The organism is Pseudomonas sp. B414, assembly GCF_055408445.1.
In genome coordinates, this window is the sequence record NZ_JBUZTQ010000011.1 from 104125 (window position 1) to 127772 (window position 23648).

Annotated in this window: 19 protein-coding genes; 8 read left to right on the plus strand and 11 right to left on the minus strand. The window is 59.9% G+C overall.

Features of this window, described 5'->3' with window-relative positions; translation table 11 throughout:
* Nucleotides 1-29 precede the first annotated feature (29 nt).
* The 3 genes from ACZRMH_RS12095 to ACZRMH_RS12105 all read left to right on the plus strand — a co-directional run bounded on the left by ACZRMH_RS12095 (nucleotide 30) and on the right by ACZRMH_RS12105 (nucleotide 3210).
* Nucleotides 30-1289 carry a NupC/NupG family nucleoside CNT transporter gene (locus tag ACZRMH_RS12095; protein ID WP_464013582.1) on the plus strand — a complete coding sequence of 420 codons (1260 nt, stop codon included), beginning with the start codon at nucleotides 30-32 and terminating at the stop codon, nucleotides 1287-1289.
* Nucleotides 1290-1449: 160 nt separating this feature from the next.
* Nucleotides 1450-2538, plus strand: coding sequence for an endonuclease/exonuclease/phosphatase family protein (locus ACZRMH_RS12100; RefSeq protein WP_464013583.1), 1089 nt, complete (start codon nucleotides 1450-1452; stop codon nucleotides 2536-2538).
* A gap of 51 nt (nucleotides 2539-2589) precedes the next feature.
* Nucleotides 2590-3210 (plus strand): TetR family transcriptional regulator C-terminal domain-containing protein, encoded by a 621-nt coding sequence (locus ACZRMH_RS12105; protein ID WP_464013584.1) that lies wholly within the window; start codon nucleotides 2590-2592, stop codon nucleotides 3208-3210.
* 47 nt (nucleotides 3211-3257) lie between these two features.
* Here the strand turns inward: ACZRMH_RS12105 and ACZRMH_RS12110 are convergent, their stop codons facing one another.
* Nucleotides 3258-4145 carry a TauD/TfdA dioxygenase family protein gene (locus ACZRMH_RS12110; protein WP_464013616.1) on the minus strand — a complete coding sequence of 296 codons (888 nt, stop codon included), beginning with the start codon at nucleotides 4143-4145 and terminating at the stop codon, nucleotides 3258-3260.
* Nucleotides 4146-4418: 273 nt separating this feature from the next.
* Between ACZRMH_RS12110 and ACZRMH_RS12115 the strand changes: the two genes are divergently transcribed.
* Nucleotides 4419-4853, plus strand: coding sequence for a hypothetical protein (locus ACZRMH_RS12115; protein ID WP_464013585.1), 435 nt, complete (start codon nucleotides 4419-4421; stop codon nucleotides 4851-4853).
* Nucleotides 4854-5011: 158 nt separating this feature from the next.
* Here the strand turns inward: ACZRMH_RS12115 and ACZRMH_RS12120 are convergent, their stop codons facing one another.
* Nucleotides 5012-6196: a sugar transporter gene (locus ACZRMH_RS12120; protein ID WP_464013586.1), complete on the minus strand. Its 1185-nt coding sequence runs from the start codon at nucleotides 6194-6196 to the stop codon at nucleotides 5012-5014.
* A 254-nt stretch (nucleotides 6197-6450) separates the two neighbouring features.
* Between ACZRMH_RS12120 and ACZRMH_RS12125 the strand changes: the two genes are divergently transcribed.
* Complete coding sequence (locus ACZRMH_RS12125; protein ID WP_464013587.1) at nucleotides 6451-7509, plus strand: Rieske 2Fe-2S domain-containing protein; 1059 nt, start codon at nucleotides 6451-6453, stop codon at nucleotides 7507-7509.
* 16 nt (nucleotides 7510-7525) lie between these two features.
* On the plus strand, nucleotides 7526-8476 hold the full coding sequence (locus ACZRMH_RS12130; RefSeq protein ID WP_464013588.1) for a PDR/VanB family oxidoreductase: 951 nt from the start codon (nucleotides 7526-7528) through the stop codon (nucleotides 8474-8476).
* Here the strand turns inward: ACZRMH_RS12130 and ACZRMH_RS12135 are convergent.
* From ACZRMH_RS12135 to ACZRMH_RS12170, 8 genes are all read right to left on the minus strand, one after another.
* Nucleotides 8473-9180: a GntR family transcriptional regulator gene (locus ACZRMH_RS12135; RefSeq protein ID WP_464013589.1), complete on the minus strand. Its 708-nt coding sequence runs from the start codon at nucleotides 9178-9180 to the stop codon at nucleotides 8473-8475. The two genes, ACZRMH_RS12130 and ACZRMH_RS12135, sit on opposite strands and share 4 nt — an antisense overlap.
* A 126-nt stretch (nucleotides 9181-9306) precedes the next feature.
* On the minus strand, nucleotides 9307-10527 hold the full coding sequence (locus tag ACZRMH_RS12140) for an OprD family porin (protein ID WP_464013617.1): 1221 nt from the start codon (nucleotides 10525-10527) through the stop codon (nucleotides 9307-9309).
* Nucleotides 10528-10649: 122 nt separating this feature from the next.
* Nucleotides 10650-11978: an MFS transporter gene (locus ACZRMH_RS12145; RefSeq protein WP_464013590.1), complete on the minus strand. Its 1329-nt coding sequence runs from the start codon at nucleotides 11976-11978 to the stop codon at nucleotides 10650-10652.
* 421 nt (nucleotides 11979-12399) lie between these two features.
* Nucleotides 12400-14157, minus strand: a complete 1758-nt coding sequence (locus tag ACZRMH_RS12150; protein WP_464013591.1) for an acyl-CoA dehydrogenase — start codon at nucleotides 14155-14157, stop codon at nucleotides 12400-12402.
* Nucleotides 14158-14166: 9 nt separating this feature from the next.
* Nucleotides 14167-15408 carry a thiolase family protein gene (locus tag ACZRMH_RS12155; protein WP_464013592.1) on the minus strand — a complete coding sequence of 414 codons (1242 nt, stop codon included), beginning with the start codon at nucleotides 15406-15408 and terminating at the stop codon, nucleotides 14167-14169.
* Nucleotides 15405-17303 carry a feruloyl-CoA synthase gene (locus tag ACZRMH_RS12160; protein ID WP_464013618.1) on the minus strand — a complete coding sequence of 633 codons (1899 nt, stop codon included), beginning with the start codon at nucleotides 17301-17303 and terminating at the stop codon, nucleotides 15405-15407. Before ACZRMH_RS12160 ends, ACZRMH_RS12155 begins: the two co-directional genes overlap by 4 nt.
* A gap of 96 nt (nucleotides 17304-17399) precedes the next feature.
* Nucleotides 17400-18848: an aldehyde dehydrogenase gene (locus tag ACZRMH_RS12165; RefSeq protein ID WP_464013593.1), complete on the minus strand. Its 1449-nt coding sequence runs from the start codon at nucleotides 18846-18848 to the stop codon at nucleotides 17400-17402.
* A gap of 72 nt (nucleotides 18849-18920) precedes the next feature.
* Entirely contained in the window at nucleotides 18921-19751 is an 831-nt protein-coding gene (locus tag ACZRMH_RS12170; RefSeq protein WP_464013594.1) for a p-hydroxycinnamoyl CoA hydratase/lyase, read from the minus strand.
* A gap of 202 nt (nucleotides 19752-19953) precedes the next feature.
* On the opposite strand from ACZRMH_RS12170, the gene ACZRMH_RS12175 reads away from it, so the two are divergent.
* Nucleotides 19954-20442, plus strand: a complete 489-nt coding sequence (locus ACZRMH_RS12175) for a MarR family winged helix-turn-helix transcriptional regulator (RefSeq protein ID WP_464013595.1) — start codon at nucleotides 19954-19956, stop codon at nucleotides 20440-20442.
* A gap of 359 nt (nucleotides 20443-20801) precedes the next feature.
* Here ACZRMH_RS12175 and ACZRMH_RS12180 read toward each other — a convergent pair whose 3' ends face one another.
* A complete protein-coding gene (locus ACZRMH_RS12180) occupies nucleotides 20802-22085 on the minus strand; it encodes an OprD family porin (RefSeq protein ID WP_464013596.1) in 1284 nt (427 codons plus the stop codon).
* Between the two features lie 297 nt (nucleotides 22086-22382).
* On the opposite strand from ACZRMH_RS12180, the gene mhpT reads away from it, so the two are divergent.
* Nucleotides 22383-23585, plus strand: coding sequence for a 3-(3-hydroxy-phenyl)propionate transporter MhpT (gene mhpT / locus ACZRMH_RS12185; protein ID WP_464013597.1), 1203 nt, complete (start codon nucleotides 22383-22385; stop codon nucleotides 23583-23585).
* The last annotated feature ends 63 nt before the right edge of the window (nucleotides 23586-23648 follow it).

Sequence of the window (23648 nt, forward strand, 5' to 3'; positions counted from 1 at the left end):
CGCACAGCGCGAATAGGGGAATGTAGTCAATGAGTTTCATTGGAGTAGCGGTTTTGATTCTTCTGGCGGTGCTGCTCTCCAGCAACCGTCGGGCAATCAAATTACAAACCGTGGTTGGCGCTTTTGTCTTGCAGGCGGGGTTGGGGGCCTTTGCCCTCTATGTACCGTGGGGGCAGGCAACCCTTGCCGCAATCAGCAATTCAGTCGCCATGCTGCAAGACTATGGTAACGAAGGCATCAGCTTTGTGTTCGGCCCCCTGGCCGGCAGCAAGATGTCCGAAGTGTTTGGCAATCAGGGCTTTGTGTTTGCGATCAAGGTGTTGCCGCTGATTGTGTTTTTCAGCAGTTTTATCGCCATCCTCTACTACCTGGGCATCATGAGCGTCATTATCCGCGTGATCGGCGGCGGCTTGCAGCGGGTGCTGGGCACCAGCCGCACCGAGTCGATGTCGGCCACCGCCAATATCTTTGTCAGCCAGTCCGAAGCGCCGATTGTGGTGCGACCGTTTCTGGCCGGCATGACCCGCTCCGAACTGTTCGCAGTGATGGTCGGCGGCATGGCTTCGGTGGCAGGCTCGGTGCTGATCGGTTACGCCAGCCTGGGTGTGGAACTCAAATACCTGATTGCCGCCAGCTTTATGGCCGCCCCCGGCGGATTGCTGATGGCCAAGCTGATGGAGCCGCAAACCCGTGAACCCCGCGACAGCTTCAGCGATATCGAGGTTTACCCCGACGACAAACCGGCCAATGTTATCGACGCCGCCGCACTGGGGGTCAGTAACGGCCTGCAACTGGCCCTCAATGTCGGCGCCATGCTGCTGGCCTTTATCGCCCTGATTGCGATGCTCAATGGCATCCTTGGCTGGGTGGGCAACTGGTTCGGCTTTGCCCACTTGAGCCTGCAACTGATCCTGGGCCATGTATTTGCGCCACTGGCCTTTATCCTCGGCGTGCCGTGGAACGAGGCCATGACAGCAGGCAGTTTTATCGGCGAAAAACTGGTGCTTAACGAATTTGTTGCCTATGTGCATTTCGCTGCCTACCTGGACCCGGCACAAGCCGCCGCCAAAGGCATTGAAGTGCTCTCGGGGCACACCCAGGTAATCGTCACCTTTGCCCTGTGCGGCTTTGCCAACCTGTCATCGATCGGCATTTTGCTCGGCAGCCTGGGCGTCATGGCGCCCTCGCGGCGTCAGGATATCGCCCGCCTGGGCCTGCGCGCAGTGCTCGCCGGAACCCTGTCCAACCTGATGAGCGCAGCGCTGGCCGGAGTGTTTATTGCCCTGTGAAGCAACAATGAACTCTGCTTTCTGTGGGAGCGGGCTTGCTCGCGATTGCATCGTTGCGGTGCGCCAGACAAATCGTGCCGCCTGCATCGCGAGCAAGCCCGCTCCCACCAATAAGAGCATGCATGCCCCATACAAACATTTATGCCTGGATCGACTGCCAATGAAACCTCTGCGCAACCATTTACTGTTTGTTGTCAGTGCCCTGCTGCTGGTCGCCTGCTCCAGCCATGGCGAACCTGAATCAACCCGGGTCTCAGTGATGACCTGGAACGTCGAAAACCTCTTCGACACCGAACACGACCCAGGCAAGGAAGACTTCGCCTACCTGCCCCTGAGCGTCAAGCGTGCACACCCGGAATACCTGGCCAACTGCGCAACAATCGAGGTAGCGGCATGGCGCAGGGAATGCGCAGAAAACGACTGGACCCCAGCCCTGCTCGACGAAAAGCTCAAGCGCCTGAGCGCCGTGATCCAGCAGATTGATAAGGGCCGAGGTCCGGACATCCTGCTGCTCGAAGAAGTCGAGAACAGCCAGGTGATCGAACAGCTCAACGCCCGCCTGGACAAGTCCGCCTACCAGACCCGTGTGCTGCTCGAAGGTTGGGACGCACGCGGCATCGACACCGCCGTGCTCAGCCGCCTGCCGCAATGGGACACCCCGCGCCTGCACGCCGTGCCCTACAAAGCGCTGGGCAATGACGATCCGGCCCGGGTCAGCAACACTCGCGGCATTCTCGAAGTGCGTTTGCTGCTGCCCGGCGGCCAAAAGGCCGCCATTTTCGCCCTGCACCTGCCATCCGGTGGCGCGCCGGGTTATCTGCGCCAGCAGGCGGTGAGCTACCTGGCCCAACTCAAGCGCGAACTGCCCGCCGACGTGCTGCCGATTGTCGGCGGCGATTTCAATATCAACGCTGGTGAAGAACAGCGGCACGGCTATATCGCCAACGACCTGGCCAGCACCTGGGCGGTCTCGCAACTGATTGGCTGCGGCGGCTGCAAAGGCAGTTACTACTACCACGCCAAGCGCGAGTGGTCGTTCTTCGACATGCTCCTGTTCCCGCCGCAAATGACCACTGCTCACGGTTTCAATAGCTGGCAGGTCGATCCGAAAAGCATACGCCTGGTGCACCAGAGCCCCTATCAGCTCAACCGCTGGGGCACTCCGGCCCGCTTCGATGGTGCCCGCCATGCCCAAGGCGTATCCGATCACTGGCCCGTCTACGCCGAGATCTTTCGCAGCGGCAATTGATCTATGCTCACTGACTGCCCCGTACCTTTATCGTCATAAGCCTGGAACTCGATGACCAACCCCAAAGTAAAGATCCGCCGCAAGAACGTAGAAAAGATCCTGTTCGCGGCAGAGAAGGTTTTCGCCGAACAGGGCTATGCCGGAACCAAGATGGCCGATATCGCCCTGCACGCCGAACTGCCGCGCTCCAACCTGCACTACTACTTTTCCACCAAGGACGAGCTGTACCGCGAGGTGCTGATCAACCTGCTGGAAACCTGGGAACTGGAAGGCGCCTGTTTCGAGCACTTCGACGACCCGCGAGTGGTACTCACCAGCTACATCATGGAAAAAATGAACCACTCGCGCACCCGCCCCCACGGCTCCAAGCTGTGGGCCAACGAAATCATGCGCGGGGCGCCGCTGTTTCAGGACATGCTCGACGAGCATATGGCCAGGGGGGCCAGATTCAAGGAACAGAAAATACGCCAGTGGGTGGAAGAGAAACGTATCACCGCCGTCGAACCCTCGGCGCTGCTCTACATGATCTGGGCCTCGACCCAGCACTATGCCGACTTCGACTATCAGGTCTGCGCACTCAACGGCCACCAGCCGCTGAGTGACGCGCAATTCCATCAGGCAATCCAGACCATCACCGCCGTAATTTTGCGCGGGGTCGGGCTGGAGCCGTAGGGCTGCACTCAGTCAAACAAGCTCTGCTCCCAAGCCCCTGGGGTCCATCAGTACGGCGCACTGCCCTGGATGGTGGTGCGATAAAGCTTGCGGCGCAGATGGCTCGGGCAGCCAGCCGCCAAGTGGATCAGCGAGCGGTTGTCCCAGAACACCAGATCGTGGGGCTGCCATTGATGGCGATAGATGTTCTGCGCTAGCACACTGTGGGCGTACAACTCAGCCAGCAGTTGACGGCTTTCGTCTTCAGGCAAACCGATAATGCGGGTGGTAAAGCCTTCGCTGACAAATAGCGCCTCGCGCCCGTTTTCCGGATGGGTACGCACCACTGGATGCACCACTTCGCTGACTTGGGCCAATTGCTCCGGGGTCAGGGTCGGGCGCCAGTTGCCTTCGAATTTGCTTTCGCTATAGCGCGCCGTATAGGAGTGCGCAGCAGAGCGCCCTTGAACCGCATTACGCAAGGCGTGCGGCAGGCCGTCCCAGGCCTGGTGCATGTCGGCGAACAGGGTATCGCCGCCTTCGCCTGGCAGCTCCTGGGCATGCAGCATCGACCCCAGGCTTGGTAGCTCCTTATAAGACAGGTCCGAATGCCAGAACTTGCCTGCATCGCCAAGGCCGATGGATTGGCCGTTGTCGATGATATTGGAAACAATCAGGATTTCCGGGTGGCCGGCAAGCAGAAACTGCTTGAGCACATGGATCTGCAACACACCGAAGCGACGACTGAAATCAATCTGCTGCTGCGGGGTAATGCGCTGCTCACGAAACACCACGACGTGATGCTGCAGATGGGCGCGGTGTATACGGGCGAAATCCTGGTCATTGACCGGCAACGCCAGGTCCAGACCAATGATCTCGGCCCCCACGGTGCCGCTCAAGGGGCGAATGTCAAAAGCTTGAGGGGCGATGTTGCGGGCAATCGCAGAGGCAGACAGTACAGACATAAATTACTCCCACGCAGGGCGCGCCCAATGACGCGCCAATCGATCAGAAACCCACGGAAGTCCCGTGCCGGCTCATTTCGTGCGGCGCGTCGATTGGTCGACCTGTACGCAGAGGCATGACTTTATAGATATAAGAAATTAAATTTAAATATTTTTAAAGCATATGCATATGAGTGATTTTCGGGGTTTTCGCCTTTTCGGCTAAAGCACTGGCGCGACCTGCCGATGCCCTTGAATGACATCAGGTCAACAGGACGAATCGACATGCTCGGCAGCATCAACCCTCTGGCATCCAGCCTGAATATTCAGAGCACCGCCAGCACCACAGCCACTACCGCCACGGACAGCACGGCGGTGCATGACGCCAGCGCAACGGCCAACGCAGAGGTCAAACCGCGGGCAGCCAGAGGGGCTGCAGCACCGCCTGCGGCCGAGAGCGATGACAGCTCGGACATGGTGAAGCAGTTGAAAAAGCACATCGCCGAACTGCAGAAACAGCTGCAACAACAGATGCAGGAATTGCAAAAGATCCAGGCCAGCACTATGAGCGCCGAGGCCAAGATGGCCGCCGTAGCCGGCGCCCAGGCTCAGATTGCCGCGACCGTCGGGGCTCTGCAGGAAGCCACGGCAGCACTGCTGCAGGCCCTGACGGCTCAGGGCAGCAGCGGTTCGGGGTCGATGGTCAGCACCTCGGCCTGATAACACCCAGCTGCTGGTATGTTGGCGTAAGGGTAAAAATCACTGCATACCGGAGAGCTTTTGATTTACTCGCTCTGTGGGAGGCCGGAGTGAGGGACACCTGAGCGCAGCATGACACTGCCGGGGGTTCCGGCCTTGCGCCAGAACCCCCTGTTTTTTCAAGCCGGCGAGCCGCTGCGGTTGAGCCGGTACATGGTCCAGGCAAATCCGGCCAGGGCCAGCCCCGCCAGCGAACCACCCACCAGGCCGATCCAGGCAAAGCCCAGGTGGCTGCCAACGGTACTGCCCAGCAGCGCACCACCGCCGATGCCGATATTGTAAATACCGGAAAACATCGCCATCGCCACATCAGTTGCATCCGGCGCCAACGTCAGCACCCGGGACTGCATTGCCAGCCCGAACGCCATGATCGCAATCCCCCAGACAATGCTCAGCGCCCCCAGGGTTGCGATCCAGCTACTGGCCGGCAGCAACAGCAACAGGCACAGAGCAAGCAGCCCTACCGCTGTCAGCAGGAAACCCAGCGGACCGTACTTGTGGAACCAGCTAAAGCACAATGAACCGATAATCCCTGCACCACCGAACAACAGCAGAATCAGGGTAACGGTACTGCCGCTCATCCCCGCCACGTTTTGCACAAAGGGTTCGATATAGCTGTAAGCGGTGAATTGCGCGGTGATCACCAGCGCGGTCAGTACATAAACCGCCACCAGCGCCGGACGCTTGAACAGCACCGGCAGGCTTCTAAGAGAACCGGAGTTCTGGCTCGGCAGTAATGGCAAAGTGCGCACCAGCCAAAGCACCAGCAGCACCGCAAGCCCGCCAATCACCAGAAAGGTGGTACGCCAGCCCATCGCCTCCCCGAGCAAACGCCCCAGGGGCACCCCCATCACCATCGCCAGTGACGTACCAGTGGCCAGCAGACCAAGCGCCTGCACCTGTTTGCCCTCCGGCGCCAGCCGCACGGCCAGCGAGGCGGTAATCGACCAGAACAGGGCATGGGACAACGCTACCCCGATCCGGCTCAATAACAGGATGGCGAAGCTGTTCGCCAGGCTTGATAACACATGGCTGACGATAAACAGCCCGAACAACACCAACAGCAACTTGCGCCGTTCGACGTTGCGCGTCACCAGCATGATCGGCAGCGAAGCCAGCGAAACCACCCACGCATAGATGGTGAGCATCAGCCCGACATTGGCCGTGGTCATGTCAAAGCTGGCACCAATCGCGCTCAACAGCCCCACAGGGACGAACTCTGTGGTGTTGAACACAAACGCGGCCAGCGCCAGCGCGATAACCGGCTGCCAGTTGGTTTGGGAGGTAGAAGTGGGGTTGGTCATTTAAGGGATGCACTACTCACGTCGGTAATCTGACAGGTTCATGACCGGGGCTTGCGAGCCAGAACCACATGGGCTTGTAGTTTATAGCCTTCTCGCGGGGCTGTTGATGAACATCAGGCATACGTTAGAAATTATTTAATGGATCCACTAATACAATTAAGCGTTCGATTATCGCCATACGAAATTGACTACAGCCTTCCACATACCGCCTAATGGATCCATAAAAGCAATAACACCTGATTTGGAGATTGGTCATGTACCCAAAAAACACCTGGTATGTCGCGTGCACCCCCGATGAACTCACCAACAAGCCTCTGGGCCGGCAGATTTGCGGCGAAAAAATGGTTTTCTACCGTGGCCATGAAAACAAAGTCGCCGCTGTCGAGAATTTCTGCCCGCACCGTGGCGCGCCACTGTCGCTGGGCTATGTCGAAAACGGTAATCTGGTGTGTGGCTACCACGGGCTGGTCATGGGTTGCGACGGCAAAACCGTCGACATGCCAGGGCAGCGGGTACGCGGTTTTCCCTGCAACAAAACTTGGGCCGTGGTTGAGCGCTACGGCTTTATTTGGGTATGGCCCGGCGAGCAGGACAAGGCCGACCCGGCATTGATCCCCCACCTGGAGTGGGCTGTCAGCGATGAATGGGCGTACGGCGGCGGCCTGTTTCATATCGGCTGCGATTATCGTCTGATGATCGACAACCTGATGGACCTGACCCACGAGACCTACGTTCACGCGTCCAGCATTGGCCAGAAAGAAATCGACGAAGTAGCCCCCACCACTACCGTTGAAGGCAACGAAGTAGTGACTGCCCGGCATATGGAAAACATCATGGCCCCGCCGTTCTGGCGCATGGCGTTGCGCGGCAACAACCTGGCCGATGATGTGCCGGTGGATCGCTGGCAGATTTGCCGCTTCACCCCGCCCAGCCATGTATTGATCGAAGTCGGCGTGGCCCACGCGGGCAAAGGCGGCTATCACGCGGCACCGGAGTTCAAGGCAGCGAGTATCGTGGTCGACTTTATCACCCCCGAAACCGACACCTCGATCTGGTATTTCTGGGGCATGGCGCGCAACTTCAACCCCCAGGATCAGGAGCTGACGGCCACCATTCGTGAGGGCCAGGGCAAGATTTTCAGCGAAGACCTGGAAATGCTTGAGTGCCAGCAGCAAAACCTGCTGGATCACCCGCAGCGCGCCCTGCTCAAGCTCAATATCGACGCCGGCGGTGTGCAGTCACGTCGCGTGCTGGAGCGCATCATGGCCAGCGAGCGAGCCCCCGAACAGCAACTGATCGCCACCGCGCAGTAACATCCGAGGACGCAGCATGATTGATGTAGTGGTGGTATCTCGCAACACCGAAGCCCAGGGCATTTGCAGCTATGAACTGGCCAGCGCCGATGGCAGCGCCCTGCCCCCGTTCAGTGCCGGTGCGCATATTGATGTGCATCTGCCTGACGGCCTGGTGCGTCAGTACTCCCTGTGCAACCACCCTGATGAACAGCACCGCTACCTGATTGGCGTGCTCAGGGATCCAGCTTCGCGGGGCGGCTCGCAAAGCCTGCACGAGCAGATCAATAGCGGTGATCGCCTGCGCATCAGCGAACCTCGCAATCTGTTCCCACTCGCTCATGAGGCCCGTCGCAGCCTGTTGTTTGCCGGAGGAATCGGGATCACTCCGATTCTGTGCATGGCGGAACGCCTGGCCCACAGCGGTGCCGACTTCGAGATGCATTACTGCGCCCGCTCCAGCGAACGGGCCGCCTTTGTCGAACGCATCCGCCAGTCGTATTTTGCCGATCGGGTGTTTTTGCATTTCGATGAACAGCCAGAGTCAGCGCTGGACGCAGCCCGTGTACTGGCCAATCCACAAGCAGACAACCATGTGTATGTGTGCGGCCCCGGAGGCTTTATGCAGCACATCCTGGACAGCGCTCGTGCACAAGGCTGGCAGGAACAGGCCCTGCACCGCGAATACTTCGCCGGTGCGGCGGTGGACAGCAGCACTGACGGCAGTTTCTCGGTAAAGGTGGGCAGTACCGGCCAGGTGTTCGATATACCGGCGGACAAAACCGTGGTTCAGGTCCTGGAAAGTCACGGTATCGACATTCCCATGTCATGCGAGCAAGGCGTATGTGGCACCTGCCTGACCCGTGTGCTCGAAGGCGTGCCGGATCACCGTGACATGTTTCTCACCGAAGAGGAGCAGGCTTGCAACGACCAGTTCACGCCGTGCTGTTCGCGCTCCAGATCCCCCATGTTGGTACTGGATATCTAGCGGTGGATCACCTTCATCCGCTCATTGGCCGTGGCTGAGCCGAAGGTTTCGGCATAGCGCAATGTGGCGTTGGCGTGCTCGCGCATGATGGCTTCGGCGCGGGCACCCTGGCGGCTGACCAGGGCATCGAACACCGAATGGTGCTGCATATGGGCGTAGTTGAAGCGCCGGTATTCGCGGGTCATGTCCTTGCGATCAACCGCCAGCGCCGTCACCGAGGCAAAAGGCAGATGGTCATTGCGCGCCAGCGCATCAGCGATGGCCGGGTTGTGGCTGCCTTCGACGATCACCTGGTGAAAGCGCATATTGAGGTCGTGATAGACCTCGAGGTCGTCCTCGGTAACAAAGCCCTTATCGAACAGCTCATCGCCTTGCAACAGGCACAACTCCAGCGCCGCCCGCGCCTCAGTGGACAGCCCGCGTTCGGCGGTCAGGCGAGCGGCCAGACCTTCAAGCACCCCGCGTACCTCCACCGCACCGGCGATGTCATTGGCACTGACCAAACGCACCTGAAACCCGCGCCCGCCGAAGCGCACGAGCAGGCCTTCCTGCTCCAGGGTGCGAAAAGCCATGCGCACCGGCATGCGGGACACACCAAACAGTTCGGCGGTGGGGATTTCCATCAGGCGTTCACCAGCGGCAAGTTCGCCTGAGGCAATCATTTTACGCAGTGCGATCAGCACCAATTGACCGGGCTTGCTCATCCAGACAGCATCCAGAAAACGTGGGCAGTCATAGTAACCCATCAACCCGCGCTGAAGAGCTCAACCTTGCGGGGGCGGTGAGGCTTGCCTGCTATGGCAGCACCGCGGTTTACCTGCAAGACTGGGTCACATCGACAACGGATAACTCACCACCACCCGGGTCTGATCGAAGTCACTGTTGAAACTGCGCCGGTTGGTGGCGTTGTTGACCCGCAAGCTCAGGTTCTTCAGCGCTCCGCTCTGGATGGTATAGCCCACCTCGGTATCACGCTCCCACTCCTTGCCGTTGGTGCCCTGCTTGGTCGTCGCGTTGTCGCCATACCCGTAACGAACCATCGCCAGCAACCCCGGTACGCCAAGCGCAGCAAAGTTGTAGTCGTAGCGCACCTGCCAGGAACGTTCGTCAGCGTTACTGAAGTTACCGTTGAACATGTCATTGCCCAGGGTTCGCCCGCTGCTGCCGTACACCGACATCCAGCCACTGTCGCCGCTCACCCGCTGCAATCCCAGGTACAGCGTATGACCACCGGTGGCCGCCGAAAACAGCCCGTACGCCGTGCGGCTGCTGATCTGGCCGATACGTGCACTGCCATCGTCCTTGTCTATAAAGTAGCCAAGGTTGGCGCCCAGCACCCAATCACCCACTGGCTGTTTGTGCAGCAGGTTGAAATAGCTTTGCTGATAGATATCGGCCAACTGCGAATGCCACGCGCCGATCTGTGTGCGCTGCTCATTAAAGCGGTACTCCGCACCGGCATAATTGAACCGGTCCGAAGTTACCCCCGGAGCTGCCCACGCAGACAGGTCCTGCATATCCGAAGAATTACGCAAGCTCACCGCCCGGTATTGCCCCGCCTGCAAACCCAGCCCGTCAATGTCTTTAGACACCAGCATGGCCCCCCGGAAAGTTTGCGGCAGCAGGCGGCCATCGTCGTAACGCAGCACCGGCACATCCGGCAGCAACTCACCGAGTTTCAGCTCGGTAGCCGAAAAACGCGCCTTGGCCGCCAGCCCTGCCCGAGCAAAATTGTCCGCCGCCCGCCCGTCACTGTTTACCGGCAGCAACTCGGAACCGCTGGCAACCCGGCTGCTGTCGAGCTTGACCCCGAGCATGGCAATTCCTTCCAACCCAAAGCCCACCGCCCCTGGTGTGTAACCGGAGCTGAACTTGAGAATAAAACCCTGGGCCCATTCATCGACCTTGCTTTTGCCTGCGCTGTGATCTCGAAAATCACGGTTGAAGTAGTAGTTGCGCAGCAACAAATCGGCTTTCGCACCCTCAAGGAAACCTTCGTCCTGAGCCATAGTCGAGGCACACACCGACAACGACAGTAAACCTGTAAGCATCTTCATTATTATTGTTCTCCGGTTTCCGGGCGCAGCCGTTCCCCGCAGCTGTTACGGCCTGCCCGGTTAGATAGGTATGGGGTAAATGCCCGGCCAGGCCGGGCTTTGCTCAGCGGGTGAAATCAGGCCCTGACCAGTACTGGCTGTAACGGCGCCGCAGCAGGTTTGAGCAGCAGCAAACAACCCGCCGCGATCACGAAGACCACGGCGAACACCCCGTACAGGTGCAGCGGCTGCCAACCGGCATCCAGCAGGAAGCCGGCGACGATGGGCGACAAGATCGCGCCGATACGGCCTATGCCGATACCCCAGCCCACACCCGTGGCACGGACCGAAGCGTCATATACCACAGGTGAGAGCGCATAGAGCCCGGCAACGCAGCCGTTGGAAAACAGCCCGATCAGCAAACCAAGCCCCAACGCGTTCATCACCGAAGATCCGGAGCCGACAAACAGCACCAGCAACCCGGCGGTAATCAGCATAAACAGCGACAGCACCCGGGTCAGCGGCCAGCGTGAAGACAAACCACCAATCAGGGCCGCGCCGAAGATCCCGCCCACGCTCAACAAAACCCCGCCGGTAATCCCCTGCTGTGCGGAGAGCCCGGCCGATACCAGCAGTTTTGGCGTCCAGCTCATTACAAAATAAAAGCCGAACATCACCAGGAAGAACAACAACCAGATTAACAAGGTGGTACGACGCATGGCAGGCGCCAGCAGTTTGGTCAGCCCGGAACTGGTCCCGGTCGAACTCACCGCCGCCGGCAACTGGCTCAGGGCTGGTTGCCCCAGACGCCGGGCCAGACTGTTGATACGCTGCAAGGCCGTAGCCGGGCGGCGCGCCAACAGGAAGTCCAGTGACTCGGGCAACCACAGCAGCACCAGCGGGATTACCGCAAAGGTGACAAGCCCGCCAAACACAAACACCGAACGCCAGCCCCAATGGGTCAGCAGCCACACCGCCAGCAAGCCGCCGAGTGTTGCGCCGAGGGCATAACCAGTGGATTGCAGGCTTACTGCCAGACCACGCCAGCGTTTACTCGCGTATTCACTGGCAATCACGTTGCTGCTGGCCAGGATCCCGCCGATCCCCAAACCGGTCAGCCCGCGCAGCAATGCCAATTGTGTCGGGGTCTGACTCAACGCCGAGAGCAACATACCCGTGCCGCTGACCACCAGGCACAACAGGATCAAGGGACGCCGCCCGATACGGTCGGCCCAGGGCGCGATAAACAGCGAGCCTGCGGCCATGCCGAACAGACCGGCACTGAGCAGCATGCCGATCTGCGCACCGCTCAGGGCCCACTCGGCCGACACCGATGCGGCGGTAAACGCCATGACCAGCACATCAAAGCCGTCGATCATGTTCAGAACGATGCAAATGCCGATGGCGAGCCATTGAAACCCCACCATCGGGCCATTATCCATGCGAGCTTTCAAATCGACAGCCATCACTGCACCTGCCTTTGGCGATCGGCCAGGCAAAACACGGTAGTGCACACAGACATAAAGCGGGCAGAACTCAGGTAGCTCTGCGCTCTGGATAAGCCTTTCATGACGAGACCCTTTTTTTGTTTTTTTATGAGCAACGGTCAGGAGGGGATCCAGCCATCGCCAGGGCGCTAGTCAACCCGTTAATGGATCCATAGGCAATATAGGGAAATGGAGGATCCGTCATAACTACAGCGACAGAGAGCTTAAAGCCTTACATTAAAACCATATAAATCAATCAGTTATATATCCACCCAAGTACGATCTTTACCGTTCGATTATCGACCAGTCTCGCCGCAAGGCCCCCGACAGCCAAGCGCGATTCAATTACCCGCTGGAAACTCGACTTATTGGATCCACTAAAACTAATGTTCGCTCCCTGTTACTCAACAAACGCCAGGCTTGCCTGCGCGGCATGGATAGACGTAATGCGGTAGTCCGCAGCAGGTAGCAGATAGGCAAAAAAGAACTGTGCGGTTTGCAGCTTACAGGCCCGCAGCGGATCAGTTGCTACCAGCCCCCGGGACACCCGCGCCGCCCGCGTCCAGGCAAACCCCAGCAGGGCCAAGCCGCACAACTGTAAAAAGTCACCGGCCACCCGATAAGGGTATTCACCCTCCTCAACGGCCCGCTTGCTGATCGCATCAACCACGTCTGCAAGCTTGTCACAGAGCACCGCCAACTCTGTACCAAAGCCGCAGCAATCAGGGACTGTCAGCGCCTGTGTCGCTTCTTCGCACATTACGTTCAGCCATTGGCTAAATACCTGACCTTTATCGCCCAGTACCTTGCGCAGCAACAGGTCATTGGCCTGGATCTCGTTGCTGCCTTCGTAAATCATCGCAATGCGGCTGTCACGCAGGGTTTGCTCGATGGCAAACTCATGCACATAACCGTAGCCGCCAAACACCTGCAAGGCGTTGCTGGCCAGGCAGAAGCCCTGTTCAGTGAAAAATGCCTTGATCACTGGCGTCAGCAGTTCGGCCAGTTGCTGCGCTCGCTGACACTCGACTGCACTTACCTGGTGTTCAGCCTGATCGAGCAGGTGCGCCACCCAGTAACCCGCGGCACGCATGCCTTCGGTGCAGGCACGCAGTTCCAGCAAGGTGCGGCGCATGGCCGGGTGAAAACAGATCGGATCGGCCGCTTCGGCATGGGCCCCGGCAGGCCGCACGGGGGCACGCATCTGCTTGCGCTCCAAGGCATAACTGTAAGCGTTCTGCCAGGCCGCTTCGGCATGCCCCAACCCCTGCAGGCCGACATGCAGTCGCGCCGAATTCATCATCACAAACATCGCGGCCAGACCGCGATGGGCCTCACCTATCAGCCAGCCTTGCGCCTGCTCGAACACCAGCGAGCAGGTGGCACTGGCACGGATCCCCATCTTGTGTTCAATGCCATCGCAACGCACGTTATTGAGCGAGTGGTCATCCAGCAATTTGGGCACCAGAAACAGCGATATCCCACGACTGCCCTCAGGCGCACCGGACAATCGGGCCAGCACCAGATGGAGGATATTGGCGCTCAGGTCATGTTCGCCGCCGGAGATAAACAGCTTGCTGCCGCTCACCCGATAACTGCCATCGCCTTGCGGCTCGGCACGGCTGCGCAGCAGGCCGACATCGCTGCCCGCCTGCGGCTCGGTCAGGCACATGGTGGGCAGCACTTCCCCGCTGACAATCTGCGGTAAATAACGCGCTTTGATCCACTGCGGCGCATGGGCCTTGAGGCACAGGTAGGCACCATGGGCGATCCCGGTGTACATGGCCCAACCGTGGTTGCTGGCATAGAGCATTTCCTGCAACGCGGCATCGAGCAACTGCGGCAACCCCTGCCCGCCATAGGCCTCGTCGCAGGCCAGGGCGGGCCAGCCGCCTTCGGCATAGGCCCGATAGGCCTCGACAAAGCCGTTTGGAGTCGCCACTTGCCCGGCCTCGAAACGACAGCCCTCACGGTCGCCGCTGCTGTTGAGCGGCGCAAGGATAGTGCTGCCAAAACGCGCAGCCTCTTCCAGAATCTGCTGCGCCAGTGCCAGATCCAGCCCCGCTAACCGTTCGGTTTGAGCCCATGCCTGCGGGGCTTCTAGCCAGTGTTCAAGAACAAACTGCATATCGCGCAGCGGCGCCTGGTACTGCCACATGGGAACACCTCAAATCGTTGAAAAGTCGGGATTTTCGATCAGTACCGCCATGCCCTGGCCGCCGCCGACACAGGCCGCCGCAATGCCATAGCGCAGGTTCTGCTCGCGTAATTGTCGGGCCAGGGTCAGTACCAGGCGCAAACCGGTGGCCGCCAGCGGGTGTCCGAGGGCAATCGAGCCACCCCGGCAGTTGAGCCTTGGCTTGTCCAGCTCCAGCGCCCGGGCCACTGCCAGTACCTGGGCAGCCTGGGCTTCGTTGATTTCAAACCGGCCGATAGCCTCCAGGCTCAGGCCGCTACGTTGCAGCAACAACTCGATGGCGGGTACCGGGCCAATACCCATCAACTCCGGCGCCACGCCAACCACCGCCGTGGCCAGCAGATGGGCCAGTACCGGCTGCCCTGCTACAGCGCGCCCCACCAGCGCAGCCGCCGCACCATCGACCACCGCACAACTGTTGCCAGCGGTTTGCACCCCGTCACGATGGATTGCCTCAAGCCTGGCCAGGGCCAAGGCATCAGTGGGGCGCGGGTGGCTGTCGCGGCTGACCGCATCGCAGCGGCGCGGCAGGCTGATGCCCCGGGGCTGATAGCCCTCCAGCTCAAACACTTCATTGCCCAGCGTGACAATTTCGGCTGCCAGCCAGCCGCTGGCCTGGGCCTGCAGTGCTTGCTGATGGCTGTTCAGGGCATAAGCGTCGACCGCATCACGGCTCAGGCCATAACGCCGGGCCAGGTTTTCCGCGGTGACGATCATGTCCACCGCCGGGGCCGGGTCGAACAGGGCCTCCCAGAGAAAGTCCTTGAACTCCACTGCGGCCCCCAGCCGGAACCCGCCACGATGGGTATAGGCGGCAACCGGGTTGCGCGACATGGACTCGGTACCCACGCACAGCACCAACTCCATGCCGTCTTGCAATTGCCCCGCAGCCTGGCGCAGCAACTCAAATCCGGTGGCGCAAATACGCTGTACCGCCAACGCCGGTACTTGCTGCGCCACCCCGCTGTACAGGCCTATATGCCGAGGCAGCATGTAGGCGTCAAAACTGGCCTGGGCCATCGAGCCGGCCAGTACCGAATCCACCGCCCGCCCATCCAATCCGGCCCGGGCCAATACTTCACGGCCAACCTTGATACCCATATCGATCGGTGAAACCTGGGCCAGCGCCCCGCCCAGGTCGACCCAGGGTGTACGCACGGCCTCAAGGATGGCCACATCGTTGAATACCGTGTATTGCCCCAATGGCTTCACGAAGACTTGCCTGCGCGCAGGATCGACGGCTCCAGCCCCCGATACAACGCCTCTACTTGGGCCGCACGCCATTGCAGCACCGCGCGCTGGTTGATCGAGCCCTTGTCGGTAATTTCACCACGATCGATCGACGCCGCGTCATTCTGCAGCGCAATCCACTCCAGGCGGCTGGCATTGCCGCTGGCCTGACGATTGAGGCGCTGCAACCAGTCGGCAAACCACTGGCGCACCGGGGCACTGGCCAACACTTGCGCATCCGTGGCCCCGGCAGGCAAAGCCGCCAACTGGCGGCACTCGTACAGCCGGGCAAACACCAGGGCGCCCAGGCATTCGCGATCCGGCGCCGCAATCACCAGATCCTGCACATAGGGCGCCCCTTCCAGCACTGCGCGGTTGCGCAAGGGCCCCACGCTGACAAAGACCCCGGAAGACAACTTGAAGTCCTCAGCCAGGCGACCGTCGAACATCAGTCCCCATTGCGGGTTACAGGGATCGGCCAACTTGATCGCATCACCGGAGCGGTAAAAGCCGTCAGCGTCAAAGGCCTCGGCGCTCTGCTCGGGGGAGCGCCAATAGCCGGGCATGATATGCGGCCCGCGAAAACGCCCTTCCAGCTTGCCGTCCACCGGTACCAGGCGAACCTCACAACCCGGCGCAGGCAAACCGATATAACCGGCCATGGACAAGGGGCCGGTGGTGAAGGTGCAGGACGGCGAGGCTTCAGTCATGCCCAACCCGGCCATCATGCGTATACGTTCGCCACAGTGTTGTTCTGCAACCCGGTCGAGCCGGTCCCAGACACTTTGCGAAAGCCCGGCGGCGGCAAAAAAGAACAGCTTGATGCGGGCAAAAAAACGCTCGCGCAGTTCGCTGTCGGTCTCCAGCGCGCTCACCAGTTCCTCCCAGCCCTTGGGCACGGTGAGGTACGCCGTGGGCGAGATTTCCTTGAGGTTGCGCAGGGTTTCTGCAATGCCCTGGGCGGTCGGTTTGCCGCCATCGAGGTACAGGGTGCCGCCGTTGTACAGAACGATACCGAGGTTATGACTGCCGCCAAAGGTATGGTTCCAGGGCAGCCAGTCCACCAGCACGGGCGGTTCTTCGGCAAACACCGGGAAGGTCTGCAGCAGCATTTGCTGGTTGGCGCAGAGCATGCGCTGGGTAGTGATCACTGCCTTGGGCAGTTTGGTCGAACCCGAGGTGAAGAGAAATTTGGCGATACTGTCCGGGCCGCTCGCTTTGAAAGCCACCTCGGCCTCGGCAGCGCCCGGCTGCTCCAGCAAGCTGGCAAAGCTGACCTGAGCGCGCCCGCTGATGTCGCCACGCACCGCAACCAGCGGGGTAGTGCCCGGCAGTACTGCGTCGATTGCCCGCTTAAAGGGCACGGTGTCGCTGACAAAAATCAGCCCCGGCTGCAACAGGTCGCACACATGGCGCAACTTGGCAAAGTCCTGGGACAGCAGCGAATAAGCCGGGGATACCGGGCAATAAGGGATGCCGGCGTACATCGCGCCCAGAGCCATCTGCAAGTGCTCTATATCGTTGCCCGACAGAATCGCCAGCGGGCGCTCGGCACACAGGTCATAGGCAAGCAGGCTTTGGGCAATGGCGCGCACATCTTCAAGCATCTGCGCGTAGCTGACGTGGCGCCACTCGCCGCACTTGTCGCGGGCCGCGATAAAGGTCTGCCCGGGGCGTACCTGTGCCCAGTGCAACAGGCGATCGAGCAAGCGTTCGGGCCTGGGTGCCAGCGCTTCAAGGGAGCGCATATGCAAGATGCCACCCTCTTCAATCACCTCGACCGCAGGATGACCGATGGCTACCTGGCGATAACGCGGCTGGGCCACATCGGCCTGGATATGGGATATGGATTCGTAACTCACGTGGTGTTCCTCCAGCAAGGCATGCGCTGCCCGTCCGGCAATCAAGCGGCATGGCGCAGGCATGGCAGCCCGTGGCTGCTTGCTTGTTATTGTTATGCCTTGTGCAGACGGTCAGATCGGGTAGTGACGCGGTCCGTTCTGCAGGGTGACCCAGCGCAACTGGGTGAATTGCTCGATCGAAGCCTTGCCGCCAAAACTGCCATAACCGCTGGCCTTGACCCCGCCAAAGGGCATTTGCGCCTCGTCGTGAACCGTAGGGCCGTTGATATGGCAAATACCCGACTCGACCCGTTGGGCCAGTGCCAGGGCACGCCCGGTGTCACGGCTGAAAATCGCCGCCGACAGGCCAAACTCGGAGTCGTTGGCCAATTGCAAGAGCGCCTCGTCCCCGTCCCCGCGCATCAGCACGGCCACCGGGCCAAAGGACTCTTCGCGATACAGGCGCATTTGCGCAGTCACGCCATCGAGCAAAGCCGGCTGCATGATGCTGCCTTCAACTTCACCGCCCACTACCAGCCGCGCACCTTTGCTCACGGCATCGTCAATCAGCGCCCTGATCCGCACAGCGGCATCGGTGTCCACCAGTGAGCCGAGTACCGAATCTCCAGCCTCGGGGTTGCCTGCGCGCAAGGTCGCAACCTTGGCTGCCAGCTTGGCGATAAAGGCATCTGCCACTTTGCTGTCGACGATCAACCGCTCGGTGGACATGCAAATCTGCCCCTGATTGAAGTAAGCGCCGAAGGCTGCTGCCGCCACCGCGGCATCCAGATCGGCATCGTCCAGCACCAGAAACGGTGCCTTGCCCCCCAGTTCCAACAGTGCCGGTTTAAGATGCCGCGCCGCCAGCCCGGCGACGATGCGCCCCACATGGGTCGAACCGGTGAAGTTGACCCGGCGCACCGCCGGGTTGGCAATCAGGCGTTCGACAATCGCCGGGGCATCGGCCGGGGCATTGCTGATCACATTTACCACGCCATCTCCAAGCCCCGCGTCCTGCAACACCTGACCGATCAGCCGGTGCACCGCCGGGCTCAGCTCGGATGCCTTAAGCACCACGGTGTTGCCGCACGCCAGCGGCATGGCCAGGGCGCGGGTGGCGAGAATCACCGGGGCATTCCAGGGCGCAATGCCGAGGATCACGCCGCACGGTTGGCGCAGCGCCATGGCGAAGCTGCCGGGCACATCGGAGGGGATTACCTCACCATTGATTTGCGTGGTCATGGACGCTGCTTCGCGCAACATGCCCGCCGCCAGCTTGACGTTAAAGCCATACCAGTTGGCCATGGCCCCGGTTTCCCCGGCCGCGGCAATAAACTCAGGGGCCCGCGCCTGCATCAGCTCGGCAGCGGCGAGCAAGCGGGTACGCCGCTCATTGGCTGCCAGCGCAGCCCACGCCGGGAACGCGGCCTGCGCCGCCGCAACCGCAGCATCGGCATCTTCCAGGGTGGCGGCGGCCACGCGGGACACCACCTCGCCAGTGACCGGATTACAGCGTTCAAACGTTCGGCCATCACGGGCCGGGCACGACTTTCCGCCGATCAGCAGGGGCACGTCCAACATGGTGATTCCTCTTTATTGTCGTTATCGGGAATGCTTTTGCAGGGTGCGCCCAGCGCCCCCTGAACGCCGAGCTTAGCGCTTGTAGGCTTGCAGGCCGGGCTTGATGCTCTTGTCATCAAGGAACTGCTTCATACCCTGCTCGCGGCCGCCTTCGGTGTCCAACAGACGCGACTGATCGAGCTTGGCGTAGAGGTAATCTTCGTTCTGCTCCCAGGTCAGCTCGCGGCAGCGCTTGAAGCCATGCTTGGCGGCACGCAGCACCACCGGGTTTTTCTCCAGCAGGTTACGCGCCAGCTCAATGGTGACTTCACGCAGCTGTGCCAGCGGCACGCTTTCATTGACCAGGCCCATCTCGGCGGCCTTTTGCCCGCCAAAGGTCTTGCCGGTCATGATGTAGTACAGCGACTGACGATGGCCCACGGTGTCGGCCATTGCCTTGCTCACCAGATTGCCCGGCGGAATGCCCCAGTTGATTTCCGACAGGCCGAAGGTCGCTTCATCGGCGCAGATGGCCAGATCACAGGCCACCAGCGGGCTGAAACCACCACCGAAGCACCAGCCATTGACCATGGCGATGGTCGGCTTGGCATACATGCGCAGCAACTTCCACTGCCATTGCGAAGCTTCGCGGCGGATTTTTTCCTGGAGAATTTCAGGACCGGCGTCCACTTCACGGAAGTACTCCTTCAAGTCCATGCCCGCAGTCCAGGCATCGCCGGCACCGGTCAGGACCAGCACGCCAGCGTCCGGATCCTGCTCGAGGGTTTCCAGCACGTCGATCATTTCGCGATTGAGGGTCGGGCTCATGGCATTGCGTTTTTCCGGACGATTGAGAATCACCCAGGCGATGCTGTCTTCGATTTCGACTTTAACGGTTTTCCAGCGGCCTTCGTATTGGCTCATGGCGATCTGCTCTCTTGTTGTTCGCTTGAAGATGACTAAAAACTAACCGGCAAAATTAGTTATGTCAATTAACCATTAATTAAATTAACCGAATTTATTTCCTGCAAGCACACGCAAAATAAAGCAGCGGTGGCTATCAACCGGCAATCGCGGCAAACTAGATAGGTTTATTAACTTCATTCACGCGAGGATCCTACTTTCCATGACCAAGCCTGCCCCTTCTGCCGACACCCCTGTTGCCATGCCAGAAAGCCCGGACGTGCAGGCGCCCCTGGACACTGCGCTGGACGACCTGATCGGCTATGCCATGCGGCGGGCCCAGCTCAAGCTGTTCCAGAACCTGATTGGCCGGCTGGCGGTGCATGACCTGCGCCCGGCGCAGTTTTCGGCGATGGCGATCATCGACCGGCATCCGGGCCTGATGCAGGCCGACCTGGCGCGTGCGCTGGCCATTGAGCCGCCGCAAGTGGTGCCATTGCTGAACAAACTGGAGAGCCGGGCGCTGGCGGTGCGGGTGCGGTGCAAGCCGGACAAGCGTTCCTACGGTATCTTCCTGAGCAAAACGGGTGAAGCGCTGCTCAAGGAACTCAAGTCCATTGCCGCGCAAAGTGATATCGACGCAACTTCGGCGCTGGATAGCGCCGAACGCGAAGAGCTGCTGCGGTTGTTGAAGAAGGTCTACCAGAACTGACGATGGCGGAGCTTGCGCATCACCGTAGATACCCTGCTCACGTAAAGCATGGATATTGACTCGGTGGCTCTAACTGGGATTTCGAGTACATATCCAGCCTTCGCGTGTAACTGGAATATTGGCTTCGCCCTTACGGCGAGGCACATTTGTCAAACAGCCACAAAGGTACCCAAAAAGGCACCATCGTACAGCCCTCGCTTCGGCCCCGCTGCGTAGACCCGCCGTCACGGCTCTCCCGGCATCCATACCGGTCGACTCACTACGCAGAACCCGAATGAAGCCTCCCGGAAGGCGAGTAAATCAAAAGCAGATCAAAAGCCAAATCAAACAATCTCAGGTTCGCTGCACCTGTTGGCGCCCTACCAGATCGGCAAGGTATAGATCGCCAGGAAGCGGGTCTGGTTTTCGTCGCGAAAGGCGGCCCCGGTCGGGAAGTCGTTGCGGTATATCGATTTGCGTGCCAGAAGTCCGAGGTTTTTCAGCGGCCCGCTCTGGATCACATAACCCAGCTCCATCTGAAATTCCCGCTCCTTGCGGTCATCGGCATTCAAGGCTGCCAACTCGATATTGTCCCCGCGCAAATAACGCAACCGCCCTTTCAATCCCACCACCCCCAACGCCGTAAAGTCATAATCGTAGATGGCTTGCCAGGTGCGTTCCCGGGCATTGAGAAAGTCCGAACTCATGGTCATCTCGCTCATGCCCATCAGCTCCGTACCGCCGATATACGGCGTGGCCGTGTCACCACTGGCATGCATATAACCCAGGCTCAGGGTGTGCCCGCCCAAGCGATAACCCAGCAACGCCGAGGCATTGATATTGTCGACCTGGCCCGCCTTGGCACTGCCTGCCTCGTCACTGAAAAAACTGCGCAAGTCGCTGGTCAGCACGCCATCGCCCAACGGCAGGTTATGCACCAGGGCCAGGGTACTTTGCTTGTACAGATCCGCCACCTCGACATGGTAGACACGCAGACTCAGTGCCTTGTTGACCTGATAATCACCTCCGGCATAAGCCAGGTGCGAGGTCTCGGCCGAGCCCCTGAAACGGCCATTGGGTGAAGCGATGGTCATGGCCTGGTAGTTGGTGGAATCGCGTTTGTTGATGGCGTCGATATAGCCGGTGTTTAAGGTCAGGCCGTCGATCTCTTTGGAACTGAGGATGGCCCCGCGAAAAGTCTGCGGCAGCAGGCGCGAGGGGCTGGCAAAGGCAAACGGCAGAAAAATCGACACATCACCGGCTTTGAGCGTGGTCTGGCTGATACGCATCTTGCCGGTAAAGGCCAGCCGCGAGTACTCGTCGGCCGCCTGCTTGTCACTGTTGATCGGCAAAAGTTCGGTGCCGCTGCGATCGGGGGATGAGTCCAGCTTGACCCCCAGCAAACCGCGCACATCCAGACCAAAACCCACTGTGCCCTGAGAAAAGCCCGATTCCATATTGGCGATAAAACCCTGGGCCCACTCCCGGGTCGACGTCTTGGCGCCGCCATCCTTGTAGTCACGGTCCATGTAGTAGTTGCGCAGGGTCAGGGTACCGTGGCTGTCGTCAATAAATCCCTGCGCCGAAAGCTGCGTGGAGCACAGGCAGAGGGCAATCCACGAAAGAGGGAAAAAGCGTAATGCACCTTGGTTGAGCGTATGCATGTCGAGTGTCCATTTATTGTTTTTTTTGACAGAACCGGAACGCTCTATTGGCGTTTCCTGAGCGGAGAATGGAAACAAGCCCGAGCAACGTCAATCTCAACTGATCGATAATCGAACGTTATGTTTATTATCTATATTGATCACCAACTGTATTGAAACCTCCATAACCGCGTCCTATACGGTTCAAATCCATATTTAAGGCTAAAAACGCTCACAGCTTCTTTTTTTAGTTATCTTTGTTAATCTTTATTCGACTCGCAGAAAGCCCCCCTACAAAAACAATAATGAGGTTCGCCCATGAACACTCCACAGCAGCGTTCGACGCTGACAATCGCTTTGTGCTTTATCGTTGCGCTTATCGAAGGATTTGACCTGCAAGCCGCCGGCACTGCCGCCGCGGGCCTGCGCCAGAGCTTCACCCTGGACCCGAAAATGATGGGTTGGGTGTTCAGTGCAGGGATCATCGGCCTACTGCCGGGGGCCTTTTTTGGCGGATGGATTGCCGACCGTATAGGCCGTAAAAAAATCCTGGTTGGCGCAGTCATCCTGTTTGGCGTTTTCTCGTTGCTGACCGCTTATGTCGACAGCTACTCGCACTTGCTGCTGGTGCGGTTCATGACGGGCCTGGGCCTGGGCGCGGCATTGCCCAACCTGATTGCCCTGTGTGCCGAAGCGGTGGACGAGCGCCGTCGCGGCACCGCCATCAGCATCATGTACTGCGGCGTGCCCTTGGGCGGCGCACTGGCGGCGGTGGTGGCGATGTTCGCCCATGAGCACTGGCAAACCACCTTTATCATCGGAGGGCTGGCCCCGCTGCTGGTGGTACCGCTGATGATCATTCTGTTGCCAGAATCCCGGGTGTTCCGCCAGGACGTCAGCCATACCCTGCGGGTATCCACCGGCCAGGCCCTGTTTGGCGAAGGTCGCGGAGCCTCGACCCTGGCGTTGTGGCTCAGCTATTTCTTCACCCTCACCGTGATGTACATGCTGCTCAACTGGCTGCCCACGCTGCTGCTCGACCAGGGCTTCACCAAGCCACAGGCGGGCATGGTGCAAATGCTGTTCAATATCGGCGGTACCTTGGGCTCCTTGCTGGGCGGCCTGCTGTTGGACCGCTGCAACCCGATCAAAGTGGTGCTGGCGGTGTATGCCGGTTTGCTGGCGGCCCTGGCGGCGATCGGTTTTTCAGTGGGGATTGTGCCCGTGGCTACGGCAGGCTTTGCCGTGGGCCTGTTTGTGATGGCCGCTCAACTGGTGCTGTATGCAATGGCTCCGCCGTTGTACCCGACCTCCGTACGCGCCACTGGTGTCGGTGCGGCGGTGGCCATCGGCCGTTTGGGTTCGGTCGCTGGCCCCCTGGCTGCAGGGCAGATTCTCGCAGCCGGAGCCGGTACCGCAGGAGTACTGCTGGCCACTTCGCCAGGATTGGTGATTGCGGCATTGGCGGTGATCACGGTGATCTCCCGCGCCAATCAAAGCGCAAGCCTGAAACCGGCCTGAGTAGTCGCCAATCAGTGCAGCGAGGCTGAGACGGGTTTGTTTAGAACAGGCCCATCTCAGGAT